The organism is Variovorax sp. RTB1 (assembly GCF_035018765.1).
In the GTDB taxonomy this organism is placed as follows: domain Bacteria; phylum Pseudomonadota; class Gammaproteobacteria; order Burkholderiales; family Burkholderiaceae_C; genus Variovorax.
In genome coordinates, this window is sequence record NZ_JASJXG010000021.1 from 55,464 (window position 1) to 74,477 (window position 19,014).

Below are 19,014 nucleotides of genomic sequence, written 5' to 3' on the forward strand. Positions count from 1 at the left end.
GAGGGTAGGGATGCTCGAAAAACTGAACGAATTCACCGCAAGCCACGGGCAACTGCAGCGCGGCAGGGGCCTTGTTACAGGCACCGTTGCACTGAGCCTGGGCATCCTTTGCTTTCTGGGCGTGCTGGCTTTTCACTTCCCGCAGTACCTCACGACGCCCGAGCTTCGCAAAAGCTACAACGTCGACGTGATGCGCTTCATCCTGCTGGCGGCGATGGTCATCTCAGGTGGGATGGCGCTGGTGAACATCATCTTCAATCGCTCGCGCTGGCTGTCGTCGGGCGCCTTCTTGTTGATCGTCGCGGCCGCACTGCTGGGCGGCAACAAGGTGCCGGTCGACAGCAACTTTCCGGATCACACGCCCTACATCGGGCTCGACTGGTTCATCCTCGATTTGCTCGGCTCCTCCTTGATCTTCATTTTCATCGAGAAGTTATTCGCACATCGCAAGGACCAGCCGATCTTTCGTGAAGAGTGGCAGACCGACTTTCACCACTTCGTGGTGAACCATATGATCGTTGGCTTCGTGCTGCTCGCAACCAACCTGCTGGTGCACAAGCTGTTCGGCTGGGCTGCCAACGACGGCCTTCGCGGCTGGATCGCCAACCTGCCCTTCTGGGCTGGCGTGCTGCTGATCGTGCTGGTGGCCGACCTGGTCCAGTACTGGACGCACCGCAGCTATCACGAGGTGCCGCTGCTATGGCGTCTGCACGCGGTGCATCACAGCGTGAAGAGCATGGACTGGATGGCGGGCTCGCGGCAACACATCCTCGAGTTGTTGATCACACGCACGCTGGTGCTGGCACCGATCTACGTGCTGGGCTTCTCAAAAGAAGTGATCGACGCATACATCGTCATCGTCGGCTTCCAGGCGGTGTTCAACCATTGCAACGTGAGCGTGCGCCTGGGGCCACTGCGCTACCTCATCGTCACGCCCAATTTTCATCACTGGCATCACGCCCAGGACGATGAGGCCATCGACAAGAACTACGCGGCGCACTATGCGTTTCTCGACTACTTCTTCGGTACCGCCGTGAAGAGCACCAAGCTGTGGCCGGAGCAATATGGCGTGGTGGGCGACTACGTGCCGAACGGCTTCTTCAAGCAGCTGAAGTTCCCGTTCGTGTGGAAGGGATGATGGGCCCCGCTCGATGGATTGCGGTCGGTGCAGCCGCTCTTCTCCTTTCCGCCTGCGCGTCGCAGATCGACCTGCCCACCAAAGAAGCCGGCCTGCGCGTGCGCATGCAGAACTCGGCCATCGCGCCAGGCAACGGAGGCGAGCTGATCAAGGCGGATGCGCTGCAACCCGGCGACATCCTCCTGACCTCGGTTGCCACGGTCAGTTCGTTCGGTATCCGGCTCGGCACTTTTTCCCCTGTGAGTCATGCGGTGCTGTACCTCGGTGACGGCGTCGTGGCCGAAGCTGTCGGCACGGGCGTACGAGAGCGCGGCCTCGACGCGCTGGTCGACGACGAGCAGATGGTCGTCGCCTTCCGCCTGCCAGGCGTCACCGGTGCGCACGTCGACAAGCTGCGCGCCTGGTCGCATTCGCAGGTCGGCACGCGCTACAACACGGTCGGCGTGATGCTCGACGCGCCTTTCGTGCTGAACCGTCGGGTGTGTGAGCTTCCACTGATTCCAGGTGCCGTGCGCAGTTTTTGCGTCAGCGGCTTCGCGACGGTTCAGCTCGGCGCCAGTCGCAACGACCAGTTCTTCTGTTCGCAGTTCGTGCTGGAGGCCTACAACCAGGCTGGCCTGCCGATCACGACGACAGACCCGCGTTGGGTCAGCCCGGCCGACTTGCTGCATATGCGCGAAGGCGACGTGCCCTCGGTGGCGTCGAGCAAGCCGTTGCGGTACATCGGTCACCTCAAATACAACCCGCCGCCGACGATCACCGCCGATGGGGCGACGACCCGGTGAGCGCGTCGAGTTCGCCGGGCGCCTCGCGCTTCGACGTCGTCGTCATCGGCGCCGGCGCAGCCGGTCTTTTCTGTGCCGGCATCGCAGGGCAACGCGGGCTCAAAGTCTTGCTGCTGGACCACAGCGAACGCGTGGCAGAAAAGATCCGCATCTCCGGTGGTGGCAGGGCCAATTTCACCAACCGCGATCTCGACGTACGTGCACCGCAGCGTCACTTCATCGGGGACAACCCCAACTTTTGTCGCTCGGCACTTTCACGCTATACGCCGCAGCAGTTCATCGATCTCGTGCGGCGGCATGGCATTGCATTCCACGAAAAGCACAAAGGGCAGTTGTTTTGCGACGGCTCCTCGCAGCAGCTCATTGACATGCTGTTGGCTGAATGCGCTGCGGGTGGCGTTGCGCGTTGGCAGCCTTGCAAGGTGCAAGAAGTCGCCGAACGCAGCCAAGGCAGTGACGGCAGCGAAGGCATCGACGCAAACCGCTACCGCATCGAGACGGATCGCGGGCCCATCGACGCGGCCAGCGTGGTCGTTGCCACCGGTGGACTGTCGATCCCGCAAATCGGCGCGAGCGACTTCGGCTATCAACTCGCCACACAATTCGGCCTCCGCGTCGTCACACCGCGACCTTCGTTGGTGCCCCTGACCTTTGGCGGCGAAGCGTGGGCGCCGTACGCCGAACTGGCCGGGTTGGCATTGCCGGTGCGCATCGAAACCGGCACCAAGAAAGAACGCATCGCGTTTCTCGAAGATCTGCTCTTCACGCACCGCGGGCTATCAGGCCCCGCCGTGCTGCAAATTTCGAGCTACTGGAAGCCGGGCGCGCCACTCACGCTCGACTTCGCGCCGGGCGTCGACATCGCCGTAGCACTCGGCGATGCCAAGTTGCGCTCCAAACGTCGCACGGTGAACGAACTTGCATCGCTGGTGCCCTCGCGTCTGGCAGATGCGTGGGTGGGTCAGGAAGCCGCATTGCAACGGCCGATCAACGAGGCACCTGACCGGGCCATCGCAGAGCTTTCACAGCGAATCGCACGCTGGCAAATCACGCCAAGCGGAACCGAGGGATACAAGAAGGCCGAGGTCACTGCAGGCGGCGTCGACACACGCGATCTTTCTTCGCAAACCATGGAGTCGAAACAGCCCGGCCTCTATTTCATCGGTGAAGTGGTCGACGTCACTGGCTGGTTGGGCGGCTACAACTTTCAGTGGGCGTGGGCCAGCGCCCATGCATGCGCCCACGCGCTTTAGGGTTTGTCCGTTGCGGCCGGTGAGCGATGCGGCTGTTTTGCCGGCGCAACGACATCGACTTCGTTGATTGTCCAGTCGATCAATGCCGAAGCTACTCCGCCCTGCTCTTCCGCCACGCGCCACCAGTAATGACGGGGCGGCAGGTCCGAAAGCACGAGGCCATTGCCATTCACTCCCGCACGACGCGTCACGAGCGAGTTGAATTGTGGGTCGCGTGCCAGCTCGACCACATAGCGGCGGTCAGCCTGCCGCGGCTCCCACGCCAGGACTTGCCGCCCATCGGCTGCGACATCGACGCGGCTGGTCAACGTGCTGTCACGCGGCACGAAAGCCAATGTTTGCCCTGGTAGTCCCTCGAAGCCATCGACATCGAGCGCTGCCATGCGCAGGTGATAGAAGCCAGCCGGCAGATGCGGCAACGTGAACGTCGGGGCCAGCGACTGCAGTTCCCAAAGCAAGTGCTCGAAGCCATCGTCGCTAGCGACTTGAAGCTGGTATGCCGAAGCGTTGGATACCGGCTGCGCAGTCACGCGACGCGTGTCTCGCGCGACGAGTACGCCGTCGCGTTCTTCAAAAACGGGCGCCGCCAACAAGGCCCGCGTCTCCGCGGAGAAATCTGCCGTGAGCTTTGCACCAAAGCCGCCAAGCACTAGCGCGGGTTGCGCGGCAGGTGCTGTGGTCAATGCAGAAACAGCCCCTTGCATCACATCCAGGGTGATACGGTCGCCGTCATCGCAAACCACGAAATGCGTGCCGCGTACGCCGAGCACACCACGTCGCGTCTCGATCTCGTAGGCGCGCTGCGCAACCGGTGTCACGCGCGACTCGACGCGACCTGCAAGGAGTTTGAGTCGCATATGTTGACGCTGCGACACCAGAAGTTGCACCCGACTGTCAGACGGCACCAGCGCGCGACTTCCGTCTTCGAAACGCAGCATGGCGAAGGCACTGGCGCCGGTCGACAACACATCACCAGGAAGCATCTTCTCGCCGCCATTGACGCGGTCGATGCGACCTTCGTGCACGAGTTCGACGGAACCGACGACATTCGAAAGGATGCCGGCAGATGGCTTGTCTGCTGTCTTTGCAGATACCCTTTCAGACACCGAAGATTGTGCGACGGCGGAGGCTGCGCTGACAGCCATCAGCAGCGCGATCAGGGTGCCGCGATTCATAGAGCGGGCGTCCCAACGAAGTCGTCGACGTCGAGCCTATAGCCAATGCCGTAGACGGCCTGGATTCGCGTGTCGCTCTTCTGGTTGAGTGCCAGTTTCTGGCGAAGACGGTAGATACGGGTTTCGAGTGCGCGCAACCCGGAAAGATCATCCGCCAGTCCGCAGACTTCGAGAAGATAGTCACGCGATACCGCGCGTCCAGAGTGTCGAAACAGTGCAAGTGCCAGTTTCGATTCCGAAGGACGAAGTTCGATCGGTTCGTCAGCACCCGCGTATTGCACACTCGCCGCTCCGACGTTGAAAGTCCATCGACCCCATTGCAGGCCTTCGTTTTCGCTGGTCCTGAAAGGTGCAAGCAGTCGATAGACCCGCGCACTCAATTCGTGTGGTCGAAAAGGCTTGACCACATAGTCGTCGGCGCCCTCGGCCAATGCCGCACTCACCTCCTGCTCGCGCCCGCGTGAGCTGAGCATGAGGATGGGCATCGTGAGGCCACCGGTACGCCGCACCAACCGCAACAGCGCCATGCCGTCTAGGTCTGGCACGGACCAGTCGAGCACCATGAGATCGAAGGTATCGGTGCGTGTGGCCTCAAGCAATGCACGACCGGACTGGAACATCACGCAGCGCACCGGAAGACCGCGCTCGCTCAACTGCATCTCCAGTGTGGTGGCGAGGTGAACCAACTGGGATGGGTCGTCTTCGAGAAGGGCAATGCGCATAAAAGTCATTTTTGCATCGGCACCTCAATGCAGAACGGAGATAAGTCACCGATCGTGTAGAGGAGGTTCGTCGCAATTGTGAAATTGCTCACCAGCACTCACCGGGGCCGCATTAGTTCACGCGCTGATAGATCGATACATCCAGACACTGCGACACCGCACAACGAATGCGTCGAACAACACACCGTGGCAAGCGCCACTCTCAGCGAGAACCACCATGCATATTTTTGGAACTTCATCCCTGCTGGCCTTGAGCCTGGCCGCGGCCTGCGCCGGGGGCGCACAAGCGCAAGCCGTCCCCGACAAAACGAAAGCAGCGGCCGAGTCTGCTGCATCGCAAGTTGCGCGCAAGGCACCCGTGCTGCGTGGCCTGCTGTTCGTGACGCAAGAACGTGCCGAGGTGAGCTCACCGACGGCAACTGCCGCAGCTGCACGCGCTCTGTGCCGGCCCAGCGCCGATGCGGTGCCAGCGGTCACCATGTCGACGCAATCCGCCGGAGAAGTGCAAGCGCTTCGTGCCCAGTTGGTTCAAGTTGCAACGACCGAGGCAGCTGCCGCCCGCGTGAAGAGCGCGGTGTCCACGGAACTCCTGCCAACGGATTTGTTGCGCGCCCGTGTAACTGACTTCATCGGGCGCCCGGTCGACGCCACGCTCACGCAAGGTGTCGTAACCGAAGTGGTCAAGCTCATCAACGAGCAAGGCCGCTACCTCGCCGATGTGTTCTTCCCGGAACAAGTCACCAGCGATGGCATTCTTGTCGTCGTCGTACGGCCCGCGCTGCTCGGCAATGTGACGGCGATCGGCCAGAAACACCACGACGCCAATGACTTCACTTGCCGCGTTCGCCTGCAAGCCGGTCAACCGGTCGACCTGAAGGTCATCGCAGACGACCTCGCACAGCTCAACAGCCAGAGCAGCTGGCACTACACCGCCGTACCGGAGTTCAAGCCCGGCACCGCAGCGGGCACCACCGACCTGGTGCTAAACACCGCAGACGACAAGCCGGTGCGCTACTTCGTCGGCGCCGACAACGGCGGCACGCGCGTCACCGGCCAGGGCCGCTACCACGCAGGCGTCAACGTCGGCAACTTTCTCGGCAAATTCGATCATGAGTTCGACTACACGCTGACGACCGCCGGCAACTACAGCGCATTCCACAACCACAGTCTGGCTTACCAGATACCGCTCGAGAACAGGCAACGCCTGACCGCGCGTCTGGACTTGTCGAAGAGCGATGTGCTGCTCGAACAAGGCGCCTTCCGCGCCAATGGCGACAACCAGATCGCGAGCCTCGAATGGCTGGTGCCGCAACTCACTGTGCCGGGCTGGCTCGACTGGGGCAAGAACATGGCGAGCGAGACATCGTTCGGCGCCGAATACAAGCGAATCGGCAACGCGTTGGCCTTCAACCAGGAGCAGGTCTCCAACGTCGCACCCAAGGTACTGCAGGGCTACGCCGCGTGGCGCGGTGCCTGGCAAGACAGCATGGGCGCGAGCCAGATCTACACGCGGCTGACGCTGTCGCCTGGTGGTGTGGTCGATCGCAATGACGATCGAACCTTCGACGCATCGCGCACCAATGCGAGCTCGAGCTACTGGCGCCTGAACGGCAACTACAACCGCAGCTTCGCATTACCGGGCGACTGGTCGATAGGCGCCACCCTCAATGGCCAACTGGCACGCAAGCCGCTTATCTCGAGCGAACGCATGACGCTCTCCGGCATGGGTGGCGTACGCGGCTACTACAACGACACGCTGACCGCCGACGCCGGCATCACCGGCTCACTGGAGCTTCAAAGCCCGCGCCAGAGCTTCACGCTCGGCAACCAAACCGCCTTCTGGTACGCGCTCGCATTCCTCGATGCCGGCCGTAGCTGGAACGCTACGCGGGAATACAACGCCGACCTGAACAAGACGGGCAGTCAGTTCAACCTGGTCTCGCATGGCGTGGGGTTCCGCGTCGAAACGTCGAAGCACTCGTTCTTGCGCTTCGACATCGCGCGCCGCCACTTCGGCATGGACAACGACCGCAAGTGGCTGTGGAACGGCTCCTTGCAGGTCGCTTTCTGAACACCCCCCAAATTTATTGAGACCAAGATCATGAACAAGCACATCCATCGCGTCATTTTCAGCAAGGCCCGCGGCCAGTTCGTCGCCGTCAGCGAAACCGCCACTTCACACACCAAAGGCGCCAGTGGCAGCACCGAAGGCGGTGGCGGCATCGTTCGCATCGCCGCGATCGCATTGGCAGTCGGTCTTCTGTGCAGCGGTGCCATGGCGGCGCCCTTCGGCGGACAAGTCGTCAATGGCGGTGCCACCATCAATGGTGGCGGCAACCTCACCACCATCAACCAGACCACCAACCGCGCGATCATCAACTGGCAAGGTTTCGGCATCGGCAACGGCCAGACCGTTCAGATCAACCAACCGGGCGTCAACGCCGCTTTGCTCAATCGCGTGACCGGCAACCTACCGACGCAGATCGACGGCAGCCTGCTTGCCAACGGCAAGGTGTTTTTGATCAACCCGAACGGCATCGTCGTCGGCGCCAACGGGCTGGTCAACGTGAATGGCGGCTTCGTCGCCAGCACCCAGAACGTCGGCGACAGCGCCTTCATGGCGGGCGGCGCGCTCAACTTCAGCGGTGCGCAGGGCGGTGAGATCACCGTGCTCGGCCGCATCGAAAGCGCCAGCGGCCCGATCACGCTGATCGCGCCCAAGCTCACCGTGGCGGCAGGTTCGGCCCTGACGGCCGGCTCGTCCATCAACCTCGTCGCGGCAAGCGACGTGACGCTGTCGAACGGCACATTCAACGTGACGCCGCATGCCGGCGATGCAGGTGAACTGACCAGTGCCGGCGCGTTGCAAGCCGCACAAGTGCAGTTGGCCGCGGTCAACAACAACCTGGGCGCACTGGCCATCAACACCAGCGGCACGATTCGCGCCACGGGTGTGCAAAACAACGCCGACGGTTCGATTCGCATCGTGGCCATCGGCCAGGGCACGGTCGAACTGCACGACGCCGGCCTGACCGCGACCAACGCAAACGGTACGGGCGGCAAGATCGACGTGACCGGAACGTACACCGGCCTCTTCGGCAACACGACGCTCGACGCATCGGGCACCACGGCGGGCGGCAGCATCCGCGTCGGTGGCGGATTCCAGGGCAAGGAAAGCGACATCGCGAATGCGCAAGCCACCTACGTCGACCAGGGCGTCAAGCTCAACGCCGACGCGACGGCACAAGGCAACGGCGGCCGCGTCGTGGTGTGGGCCGACGGCACCACACGCTACAACGGCGACCTCAGCGCCAAGGGCGCGGGTACCGGCAACGGCGGTGACGCCGAAGTGTCGGGCAAGGGCACGCTGGCGTTCAATGGCACGGCCGACCTGCGCGGTGGCGAGGGCGCAAAGACCGGCACACTGCTTTTGGACCCGAGTGACATCACCATCAGCAATGCGGCGAACAGTACCGCCTTCGCCAACCCGTATGACCCGGCCACCAGTTCCAACCTGAATATCGGCACGCTGACGACTGCATTGCAAACCGCCAGCGTCACGGTCAAGACCAGCGGCGGCAGTGGCGGCGTGGGTGACATCACGATTGCCAATGCAATCGACTTGGCGAACTCGACAGCCAATACGACTTTGAATCTGCAGGCCGATCACGACATCAACGTGAATGCGGCAATTGCCAATTCCGGCACTGCCGCTCCCAGTGTTTTCTTCCTCGCGAACCGCGATGTGAACTTCAACGCCAACGTGTCGGCTGGAGCGGTACTCGCCGCCGCCGGCCGCGATATCAATGTCAACAGTGGCGTGCAGGCGGGACAGATCGTATTGGCCGCTGCGGCTGTCAATCCGTTGACTTCCTTTCTCTCGAACTCCATCGGCGATCTCTACGTCAGCAATTGGAAAAACGGCACGGGCGTGGTTCGGTTTGGCGGATCCGGCAACGTCAACTCAAGCGGACAGGTCGTTCTTCTCTCGGGCAAGGATCTTGGCGGTAACCGCACCAACTTGACCATGTCGACCAACGTCCCTGGCAATCCCAGCAATGTCAATATCGCCGGTTTCGACACCGTGAACCTCGACACAAACCGGGCTGGCAATGCCTTGGCAGTGGAGGCTCGCACGATCAATGTATCGGCCGCCAACCTCAGCGACACCCAAACCGTTCTGCATGCAGCTGACTATGACGCCAGCAACAACTATCTGAATGCGGACGGCTGGCAAAACCAGCAGGGCTTGATTAACCTCAATCCCAATGTGACCTTCGCAGGCCTCGGCCTACTTGACCTCGCCTCAGGTCTTGCGGGCGCGAATCGCAACGATCTGCTGGGCACTGTTCAGTTGGTGGGTGCGGGCGGTGTGCGCAGCGAACTCGATTTGAACGGCTTTCGCGACGTCACCTTGAGCCAGGCGATCGCGACCCACCAGACTGGCAATGAAAATCGCGGCATCACCGTGACCGGTCGCAATATCCAGGTCAACCAGAGTCTGTCGAGCGATGGCGCCCAGCTCAATTTGACGGCGGCGGCATACGATACCGGGGGCGTGGTCGCCAACAGTTATACCAGTAGCGGGTGGACCAGCCAGCCGGGCTTGTTGCGCTTCGACAGTCCCGCCACGACGACGCTGACAGGCGGAGGCAGTCTGTATTTGTACTCTGGCGTCGACTATGCGGGCAATCCGTTCAGCGCCAACCCAGGCGGGCCCGGCGTGGCTACCTCCGCTGGCATCGATGCACGTGTCGACCTGCCCAGCGGACTGACATTCGTCACACGCCCGGGGGACGCGACGATGCTGGGGAATGTCACTTTGGACGGCTTCCGCGATGTCACCCTGCCTTACCAGACCATTGGCGGCGTATACAACGTGAACGCTCGAAACGTCGCGGTTCCGATGGCGTTTACGGGAATCTATGCAGCATGGATTGCCATCAACGCCGGGGCATTCAGTGATCAGCCGGCCTCTCCCAACTTTCCCGGCAATCCCACATTGGTCAGCACGCAAACTGCCACCCGCGACGGCAGTGGCAATAACGAAGGAACTTTTAACCGCCCCGGCGGTGCAAACCTCGACCTCGGTGGCAGGTATATCTGGGTCAATTCGGGGGTTGGCGCTGGCGGAACTCGCGCCGACCTGAACTTGGGCGCTATTACCCCTGGCGGTGCCGCAGGCGCCGCAATGGGTGTCCACGGTTTTGGCGCTCTTACCACCGCTGCGAACTCCCCGATTTCCCGGATGGCATTCGACATCAGCTTCCCCGGCCTGGTGCAACTCAGCGCCTCGAAAATCGTGGTTCGCTCGGACATCACGTCATACAGCGTTCAATTGTCAGCGGGGGGCGTTAACAACACCACAGGTGCCGGCGATGGCAACAATGACGTCAACACGGGCACGCTCACTTTCGAAAATAATCCTGTATTGCGGGTTGGCATCAATCCACAGCTGGGCGGGGGTGCAGGCATCACTCTGGTCACGGGCGTCGACAGCGGCGCCATGAGTTCCACTGGCGCCGGCGGCGTGACCTTCGGCTACGCCGACCCCACAGCACCCACGATACCGACTTTCGGCATCAACGGCTTCAACGGCACAGAGGTGCTCATGGAGAACGGGCAATCGTTGAATGTCGTGCAAGCGGCCTCCTACTCCGCGATGGGCTACGCCCCACTCATCATCAGGCAACGGCCAAGCGCCACCAATGACGTGGTGCTGCTCAATGACGTGACGACCAACGGCAACACGATGCTCGGCCACAGCGACGGCGGCATCGATGCCGGTGGAGGAGGCATCCGAACCGGCAACCACACCATCACCTCACCCAACAGCCTCTACTTGCTCGCCGGGAAAGATAGCGCGGTCAATATGGACGCGAATGTCTTGTCCGTCGCTTCTACAGGGGCCGGAACAACGTTGGTGGTCAATGAGAGGGACAACCTGACAGTGCTCGATCGAGTTCCGTCCGGAGCCGGCAACATCGAGATCAACGCCCGCGGCGAGATCGATTTGCCAACCGACTGGACGCGCACCAACGGCGCCAGCCTCACTTTCCACGCAGACGCGCAATATGGCAAAACGCTCGCTCCAGGCGCAACGACCGCCGTTGTTGCAGACCTCAACTCGATCTACACCAACACCGGCGTGTACGGTGAAATCGGTGGAGACGGCCTAGGCGCCGTCACGCTGCGCAGCGCAGGTCCGATCCTGATCACGCCCGTGTTCCGGAGCGTGCTGGTGGTCGAAGCCAACACGGTGGCACCCGCCGGCCTGTTCGACCTGAACGGGGTTGCCATCCCTGTCGGTACGACGCTGACCCGCGGGCAGCAAGTCTCGTACGGCACGGCCGGCGCGTTGCCCAGCTTCGACTTCGATACCGTGACGGCCAGTGGCAACCCGATCCGCACCGCAACGCAAGCCTCGCTCGGCGGCTTTACCGTGCCGGCCGGTGCGGCGCTGCAGTACTACTACAGCAACGTCGACGCACTAGGCGCACCACTTCCGCTGGCGCAGCAGTACCAGCCCATTCCGGTCGGCACGTTCCTCCCTACTGCAACGCCCGTGCTGGTCAAGGAGGGCGCGCCGATTCCCACCCAACTTGCGGGCATCAATGCCGCGCCGTGGTCCGGTTCAGGGCTCCAGGACTATGTCGTCGGCGGGTACCAGACCGCCGCCGCCAGCACCGTCCCCAACTACACCTCGCTGGGTGCGGGCACGACCTCGGCGCACCAGACCATCGCGACCACCGGCACGGCAGGCGCGCTGGCGGGCGACACTCCCGTCAATGCCGCACTGGCTGCCGATTACTACGGCAACCCAGTTGCCGGCACCAACACGACGCTCAACTTGTCGGGCCAGTTCTACACGCTCAACGGGACGCAAACCGGACCGACGACCTTGAATCAGCTGGCAGCCGGCACGGGCAACAACTCGGCCAGCGGCAACGGCTGGGACATCGGCTACGGCACGGGCACGCTGTCGACCAACACCGGTGACCTGCGCATCTACTCGGGACCGGCCCACGCGACCGCAGGCCCGAGCTATGCGCAAGGCGATGCCGCCGACCTGAACATCTTCACAAACCCGGCAGCGACGACTTTCGGCAACGGCGCCCTGGTGCGCGATGGCGCAATCAAGGTCTCGACCGGCACTGGCAACCTCGTGGTGCTCGGCTACCGTGACGTCAACGTCGAACCGAACGGCACGCTAGCTTCGCAAGGCAACGTGACCATCGGAGCGTCACGCGACCTGAACATCAATGCGCCCGTGCCGGTCGACAACGCCGGCAAGCTGACGACGTTGATTGCCGGCAACATGATCACGGCCAGCCAGACCATCGGCACAGCCGGCACCGGCAACCTGATGCTCGTTGCAGGCGGCGGCGTGAACGTCAACACCAACGTCGCCGTCATTTCGGGCAGCCTGCAGGACAGCACACCGCGCACCGGCGTGCTGGCTGGCGGCCAGACGCCAACGGGCACATTCGCGGTTACCAACACCGGCGCGCTCATCGTCGGTGGTCCTCAGACCAACAACGAAGTGAACGACATCACTTTCGACGGCACTAGGGGCATCGTTTACAACGCGACCACGCCGCTAACGCGTGCCGGCATCGTGAGCAGTACGGCGGTCGGCAGCAAGGCGCCCGCCTTCGGCAACATCGCTGTGGCAACACGCTCGGGCAACCTGACGATCGATCAGCATCTCGACAGCACCACCACCGGCGGCACGATCAGCCTGACGGGTGCGCAAGACGTGGTGTTCAACGCGCTCAGCACCGACAGCACCAAGAGCACGCACGCACAGACCACCGGCACCGTGAACGTCACGGCCGTGGGCGGCAGCATCGTCAACGCGAGCGGTCTTGGCGGCGCGGGTCAGGAACAGGTGATCGGCAACGTGGCCAATCTGCAAGCAGGCACTGCAATCGGTGGCGGCATCATCGACAACACGGCGACCGGTTTCAACAACGTCAACGACCTGAACCTGAACGTGCTGACGCTTACGGCCAAGGCCAGCGCCGGCGACGCCGTGCTCTGGAACCGCGGCGCGGTGGATATGGCCGGCGCGAGCGGTGCATCGGGCTACTTCGGCATCAACGCCGGTGGCCTGATCCAGCAGAACGCAGCGGCGACCCTGACGGCCGCCAATGCCGAGTTCGACACCATGCGCGACACCACCATCGGTGTCGTCGATCTGCGCAATCGGACTGCGCTGAATATTGCAGGCACCAACCTATCCGGTGGCAACTACACCGCCACCAGCGAAAGCGCCGGCGTCGCGATGACGGCGGGCTCGACCCTCAACGCGAACGGCAACGTCACGCTGAACGGTGCGCCGATTGACACGTCGCTCGGTATCGTTCATGCGGCCGGTCTGGTCACGCTCAATGGCTCGGTCATCGGCACCCTGCCCGGCAATTCGTCGGCACTCGCGATCGTCGGCACCACGGCCACCGTGACCGCTTACGGCAGCGGCAAGGACTTCGATCTGCACTCGGTGCTGAGCCCTGCAGTGCTGGCACAGCTGACCACACTGGGCGTGACGGATGTCGTCGTGAACCTGGGCAACAAGTCGACCGGCTACTCGGTGGCGCAACTGACCGGCAACGCGATCCTGGTGAACAACACCGGCAATGTGGTGGCAGGAGGATGGACGGTTCGCACCGGCCCGGCGGCCATCACGACGCCTGCGACGGGTGTGCAGCAGTACAACCTGACGGACACCGGTGGCGCAGTGAACCTGGGCGCGATGAACGCCACGGTCAACGCAGCGTTGGGCACAGGTTATGCGACTGGCTCGCAAGCCAGCCCGATCGTCGCTGTGGTCAGCACGCTCAACACGGCATCCGGCTTCGACACGACCAAGGGCTCGAACGTGACGCTGTTGAACACCACGAGCAGCGGTGTCTACTCGGTGAAAGATGCCAACGACGTGACCATCGACAGCACGGCGAGCATCAACGCTGGCTACATTCGCGGCAACAACGATGTGGCGCTGATTGCAGGCAGCACGAACAATGGAAACCTGACGACTTCGGGCGCGTTGTATGCGGGCAGCGACCTGATCGGCGTGGCCGGCAACAGCGTCGTGCTCAATGGCGGCACCAGCATCACGGCAGCCAATGGCAACGTGACGCTCGTCGCGGACGAAACGGCTGGCAGGGCTGCAGGCACTGGTCAGTTCATCAACAACGTGCCGGGCCTGAACATCCATGCGAATAGCGGCAACGTGGCGATCTATGCAGTCGCAGGCGGCGCAGTGCCGGCAGGCTACACGCAGGTGCCGACCCAGGTCGCCTTCAATGGCCTGCAGGCCAACGGCGTGACGCTGTCCGAAGCGCAACCCTTCGAGCAATGGAACCAGAGCTATCAGGCGGACACCGGTGGTAGGAGCTACGTGCCGGGCACCGGCATCGGCAGCGCACCCCACGTCCGTTACAAGCAGGTGCTCGCCGTCGCGCCGCCGGCACCTCCTGCAACGCCTGGCGCGGCCTTCGAGTTTCCCCCGACATCGCTGCGTATTCCGCGGCCACTGCCTGCTGCGCCAAGCATCTTGCCGACGCTGCAAGCGGCCATGTGGGTGCAGACGCCTGAAGATGGCGGGTGTGCCTGGGCCGACCAGTACGGCAGGCGCTACATGCCAGGCGAATACGGACCAGAGTCCTACTTCGCCGTACCGACCTACCTGGCCAGCTCGCTCAACGGTCGCGAGATTGAAGGCGGATCGGCAGGTCCATGCAACGTCGTCGCCAAGCCCTACTTCCCCGTAGTGGCCAACCCGGAAATTACGCTGGAAGTCGTCGTGGCACGACCTGGTCCCGGCGCTATCGAAACGCATCGCGTGTCGATCGGTGCCGACGGCCTGTTCCGGTTCGATCGCTCGGACATGAAGGATTTGCTGCCTGAAGGTAAAGCCAAGATCGAACGGCTCGCGAATGAAATTCGCAGCGGTTTCGTCAGCATCGTCGGCATTAAAGTGATCGGTCATGCCGACCGTTTGGGCACCGCGGCGTACAACCTGCCGCTGTCGAAGAAGCGCGCAGACACCGTGCGCGCCTTGCTGATTCAAAACGGGCTGGATGGCAAGCTCATCACGACCGAAGGCCGAGGCGAGGCGGAGCCGGTGATGGTTTGCACCGGCTCCGAAGCAACGGCTGCGCTGACCAAGTGCCTGCAACCGAACCGTCGAGTGACCGTCGACCTGACCGCGCAAGCAGGTCGATAAGCGAGCGGGAGAAAGCAATGCGCTATGCGATCTACGGCGGACCGAACGGGCTGAATCGGCTGATCGCGCGCTCGCTCACGCGCATACCGGGGTGTGAGCCCCAGGTATTCGCAAGCGGGTTGTTGCTGCAGCAAGCACTGGCCGCCGGGCCGAAGATCGACTCGGTGCTGTTGACAGGCCCGGGCACCGATCTCGAAGTGCCCACGCTGGTTCAATGGCTGCAGACGCGACCAGCCGACCGCGTGCCACGGCTGGTCGCGTGGCAGCATGAGAATGCTGCGATCGACGAACAAGCAGCCGACGTTCAACTGAACAACGTCACGCTTTCCGAGTGGGCGCCGGCGGCACGCGAGAAGAAGGTCGGCAGGGCCCCCGTGCAGACCGAGCGCACACCGGCTGCAATATCGAGCACATCGGGCGAAGCGCCGCAACGGGTTTTCGGGCGCTATGTTTTTCGTGAAACGTCCGGCGGAATGCTGCTGGATTGTCAGTTCATTCCTCTACCCGGAAAGCTTTACAAGTTGGCGTGGTTCCTGTTCCAACACATGAACCAGGTAGTCAGCAGAGAAGACCTCTATCGGCAGATCTGGGGCGACGGCAGCAGCACGGCTTCGCGCTCGCTGGACACTCACATTGCCCGCCTCCGCACGAAACTGCAGCTCGGGCCTGGCAACCCCTACGTGCTGTCAGCGATGTATGGTCAAGGCTACGCCTTGAAAGAAGAAAAACCGGACTGAGCGAGACTGTCCGAAGATAAGGTTGACGTTGCCGGTCAGGCGATGTCGACCTTTTTTTTCTTCTGATCTTGCCCATCTCGATGGTCTTCCTCCTCGTCGTCGACGTCGACGGCAATGTCCGCGGTATCGGCAATCGGCAGGCCGAACCAGAACGTGCTGCCGAGGCCCGGTGCACTGTCGACCTCCAACCAGCCGCGATGCTGCCGTATCACCGCCTGCACGATCAGCAAGCCGATGCCCCTGCGCCGCACCATCCCCGGCGCAGCGGGAAGCACGCCCGCACTGGGCGAGGCGAGCGCTTCGTTCGCAAAAAGCGATCGACGTTGGCTTTCGTCCATCCCGTCGCCCTCGTCCACCACGGTACACACAGCCTCGCGCTTGTCGGCGTCGAACTCCAGGCACATCGTGACCGACTGGCCCTGCCGGCTGTGCCGGATCGCGTTGCCGAGCAGGTTGACCACGGCACGCGTCAGCAGGCTCCCGTCTGCCAGCACGAAGCATTGCCCTTCCCGAAACCGCTCCGTCAGCATGACGCCGCGCAGTTGCGCCTGCGCATAGACCTGATCCATCGCGTCGAGCAACAGGTTGCCCAATTCGACAGGGGAATACCGGTAGCGGCCCGACTGTGCGGTGGTGAGGTCGATGAGGTCGTCGGCCAGTCGAATCGTGCGCTCGGCTTCGGCGCGGATTCGGCTGCGCAGCGCGGGTGCGCTCGGGTCTATATCAACGTCGATGGCACAACGCGCTTCTTCCAGCGTGAGCATGCTGAGGATGGTGGTCTGCGGGCTGCGCAAATCGTGCGACAGAAAGCCGAGCCACTGGTCATGCTGTTCGCGACGGCGATACTCTTCGGTCAACTCGTGCAGCACCGCCAACCAGCCCTCTGCGCCGCTCGGCTGCGCGATGTCGACCGTCACGATGTCGAGCCGGAACACCCTGCCAGCAGGCGTCATCATCACGGCACCGCTGAGCGTCTCCGTCGGCTGCGTCATGTCCGGGCGTGTCATCCAGCCGCCGCCCAGCGGCACTGAATGCCCGGCGATGACAGACAGCAGCTTTCGTCCCACGAGCGCGGCGTCGGAGCCCAACGCATTGGTGCCCAGACCCAACAGCGACCTCGCAGCATGGTTGGCAAGGACGATGTCGCCATCGACGCGGCACACGAGCACGGCGACGTCCAGACGGGCGACGGTGTTTCGCAGCAGCCCTTCGAGCGTACGCAAGCGCACCATGATGTTGTCCAGCGCCTCGGCGCTCCGCAGCAACGCGGTCGGCGCGTCAGCGCTGCGGATATCGCCTGCTGCAATCAATTCAAGCGACAGCGCCGATGCGCGATCGACCTGCCGGAGCCGCTGCTCGAAGTAGCGCCAGAGCCCCGCCGATTCACGCCATGTCCATAGCAGGTAGGCGGCGAACAAAGCCAGCAGCGGCGCCACCGGCGGAAGCCACAGACGGCCTGCGGCGAACGCACTCACACACAAGATGACGACGGCACCGGCACTGCCCAGCAGCAGCAACGTGCTGTGCCGCGATCGCCCGAGCCACGCAAGAAGCGCCCAGCAGGGCAACGAAATCCAAGCCCATCGCCACGGTGCCGGCGCATCGTCGAGCAACAACGGACTTGCGCCCTGTCTGAGCGTGTCGAAAGCATTGGCGTGGATTTCCACGCCGGGCATTGCACCGGCAGCACCTGCGTTCGGCACAGGCATCTGGTCGCCTAACCCTGCGGCCGACGCGCCCACGAACACCGTCTTGCCGCGCCAGAAGTCTTGAGGGACTTTGCCGTTGACCACGTCGATGTACGAGAGGGTCCGATAACTGCCGGCAGCACCGGCAAATGAGAGCACCAAGGGGCCACGCAACTGCCAGCCGCTGCTCTTGCTTTTGGGGTCCAGCGCCGACAGCGATGTACCGTCGGCTTTGGGCACCCCCGGCAACAAGCCTACGAGATAAGGCTGCACTCCCGCAGCGGGTCCCTCCTGCAGAAAGAGCCGCCTGACCAAGCCGTCGGTGTCGGCACCGACGTCGACGTGACCCAGACCCGCGGATGCTTCCGCGAGCGCGGCAATCGGCCTTGCGAACATTGGGCTTGCTGATGGGGCGGCGCCCCCGTTTGCGTCGTAGCCCAAGCTGAAGAGCAGGGGCAGGTACACCGGCACTTTGTGCATGGCGCCGACCAGCGCGACATCGTCGGCCGGGTCGGCGGATGGCTCTGTCATAAAGACATCCATCAGTACGGCCTGCGGGTTACCGGCGGCAATCTTTTCCAGAAACGACGCATGTACAGCGCGCGACCAAGGCCAGCGGCCCAGCGTGGCCAGGCTCGCATCATCGATGGCGACGATGACGACATCACCACCGGGTGTAATTGGTCGCGCCTTGAGTGCCTGGTCGTAGACGATGGCGTCGACTGTCGCAAAGTTACCGTGATGAATCGCCAGATAGGCCAGTAAAGGCGCCAGCAGCGCGATGACGACCATCTCCGCAACCGATTTGACGCGCCCTCCCCAGGCAATCCTGGGGAGTTTTGGTCAAAGCTTCATCGAGGAATTTTGCAGCATGGCCGCCAGGCAAAGCTCACGCTATAATTGCGGGCTAACTTTCGGCCTCCCCTCAACGGCCACAAAGATTTTCGAGTTGAGGAACCCGGCCCGGGGCCTGATCTTCCCTGAGCCAAATTCAACAAACCTTTTAAATGACCACTATCCGCGTTAAAGAAAACGAGCCCTTCGACGTCGCACTGCGCCGCTTCAAGCGCACCATCGAAAAGCTCGGCCTGCTGACCGACCTGCGTGCCCGCGAGTTCTACGAAAAGCCGACCGCAGAGCGCAAGCGCAAGAAGGCTGCAGCCGTCAAGCGCCACTACAAGCGCGTTCGCAGCATGCAGCTTCCCAAGAAGCTGTTCTAAGCACTGCATTCGCTGGCCGCTCGCCGGCGAAACCAAGCCGCGCCAGGGAAACCTGCCGCGGCTTT

Annotated in this window: 10 protein-coding genes; 7 read left to right on the forward strand and 3 right to left on the reverse strand. The window is 62.8% G+C overall.

Annotated features, from left to right (window positions below):
* The first annotated feature begins 10 nt into the window (after nt 1-10).
* Genes QN397_RS14650 through QN397_RS14660 form a run of 3 tightly spaced genes read left to right on the forward strand, consistent with a single transcriptional unit; the run spans nt 11 to nt 3,176 of the window.
* Complete coding sequence (locus tag QN397_RS14650) at nt 11-1,138, forward strand: sterol desaturase family protein (RefSeq protein WP_187051324.1); 1,128 nt, start codon at nt 11-13, stop codon at nt 1,136-1,138.
* Nucleotides 1,138-1,923: a YaeF family permuted papain-like enzyme gene (locus QN397_RS14655; RefSeq protein ID WP_323501258.1), complete on the forward strand. Its 786-nt coding sequence runs from the start codon at nt 1,138-1,140 to the stop codon at nt 1,921-1,923. Before QN397_RS14650 ends, QN397_RS14655 begins: the two co-directional genes overlap by 1 nt.
* Nucleotides 1,920-3,176 carry an NAD(P)/FAD-dependent oxidoreductase gene (locus tag QN397_RS14660; protein ID WP_323501259.1) on the forward strand — a complete coding sequence of 419 codons (1,257 nt, stop codon included), beginning with the start codon at nt 1,920-1,922 and terminating at the stop codon, nt 3,174-3,176. Before QN397_RS14655 ends, QN397_RS14660 begins: the two co-directional genes overlap by 4 nt.
* Here QN397_RS14660 and QN397_RS14665 read toward each other — a convergent pair.
* Nucleotides 3,173-4,351 carry a FecR family protein gene (locus tag QN397_RS14665; RefSeq protein WP_323501260.1) on the reverse strand — a complete coding sequence of 393 codons (1,179 nt, stop codon included), beginning with the start codon at nt 4,349-4,351 and terminating at the stop codon, nt 3,173-3,175. The two genes, QN397_RS14660 and QN397_RS14665, sit on opposite strands and share 4 nt — an antisense overlap.
* Nucleotides 4,348-5,073 carry a response regulator transcription factor gene (locus QN397_RS14670; protein ID WP_323496228.1) on the reverse strand — a complete coding sequence of 242 codons (726 nt, stop codon included), beginning with the start codon at nt 5,071-5,073 and terminating at the stop codon, nt 4,348-4,350. The genes QN397_RS14665 and QN397_RS14670 overlap by 4 nt, the downstream gene beginning before the upstream one ends.
* A gap of 217 nt (nt 5,074-5,290) precedes the next feature.
* On the opposite strand from QN397_RS14670, the gene QN397_RS14675 reads away from it, so the two are divergent.
* The 3 genes from QN397_RS14675 to QN397_RS14685 are packed head-to-tail and all read left to right on the forward strand — an operon-like array spanning nt 5,291 to nt 16,041.
* Nucleotides 5,291-7,144 carry a ShlB/FhaC/HecB family hemolysin secretion/activation protein gene (locus QN397_RS14675; protein WP_323501261.1) on the forward strand — a complete coding sequence of 618 codons (1,854 nt, stop codon included), beginning with the start codon at nt 5,291-5,293 and terminating at the stop codon, nt 7,142-7,144.
* 30 nt (nt 7,145-7,174) lie between these two features.
* On the forward strand, nt 7,175-15,304 hold the full coding sequence (locus QN397_RS14680) for a filamentous hemagglutinin N-terminal domain-containing protein (protein WP_323496230.1): 8,130 nt from the start codon (nt 7,175-7,177) through the stop codon (nt 15,302-15,304).
* A 17-nt stretch (nt 15,305-15,321) separates the two neighbouring features.
* Nucleotides 15,322-16,041, forward strand: coding sequence for a helix-turn-helix domain-containing protein (locus QN397_RS14685; RefSeq protein ID WP_323496231.1), 720 nt, complete (start codon nt 15,322-15,324; stop codon nt 16,039-16,041).
* A gap of 35 nt (nt 16,042-16,076) precedes the next feature.
* Here QN397_RS14685 and QN397_RS14690 read toward each other — a convergent pair whose 3' ends face one another.
* Nucleotides 16,077-18,521 carry a CHASE2 domain-containing protein gene (locus tag QN397_RS14690; protein ID WP_323496232.1) on the reverse strand — a complete coding sequence of 815 codons (2,445 nt, stop codon included), beginning with the start codon at nt 18,519-18,521 and terminating at the stop codon, nt 16,077-16,079.
* 215 nt (nt 18,522-18,736) lie between these two features.
* Here QN397_RS14690 and rpsU point away from each other — a divergent pair, with 215 nt between their 5' ends.
* A complete protein-coding gene (rpsU, locus tag QN397_RS14695; protein WP_068628364.1) occupies nt 18,737-18,949 on the forward strand; it encodes a 30S ribosomal protein S21 in 213 nt (70 codons plus the stop codon).
* Nucleotides 18,950-19,014: the final 65 nt, after the last annotated feature.

Bases quoted from the DNA above. Each gene is read 5' to 3' on its own strand.
- QN397_RS14650 (WP_187051324.1), top strand. From the start codon at position 11: ATGCTCGAAAAACTGAACGAATTCACCGCAAGCCACGGGCAACTGCAG.
- QN397_RS14655 (WP_323501258.1), top strand. From the start codon at position 1,138: ATGGGCCCCGCTCGATGGATTGCGGTCGGTGCAGCCGCTCTTCTCCTT.
- QN397_RS14665 (WP_323501260.1), bottom strand. From the start codon at position 4,351: ATGAATCGCGGCACCCTGATCGCGCTGCTGATGGCTGTCAGCGCAGCC.
- QN397_RS14670 (WP_323496228.1), bottom strand. From the start codon at position 5,073: ATGCGCATTGCCCTTCTCGAAGACGACCCATCCCAGTTGGTTCACCTC.
- QN397_RS14675 (WP_323501261.1), top strand. From the start codon at position 5,291: ATGCATATTTTTGGAACTTCATCCCTGCTGGCCTTGAGCCTGGCCGCG.
- QN397_RS14680 (WP_323496230.1), top strand. From the start codon at position 7,175: ATGAACAAGCACATCCATCGCGTCATTTTCAGCAAGGCCCGCGGCCAG.
- QN397_RS14685 (WP_323496231.1), top strand. From the start codon at position 15,322: ATGCGCTATGCGATCTACGGCGGACCGAACGGGCTGAATCGGCTGATC.
- QN397_RS14690 (WP_323496232.1), bottom strand. From the start codon at position 18,521: ATGGTCGTCATCGCGCTGCTGGCGCCTTTACTGGCCTATCTGGCGATT.
- rpsU (WP_068628364.1), top strand. From the start codon at position 18,737: ATGACCACTATCCGCGTTAAAGAAAACGAGCCCTTCGACGTCGCACTG.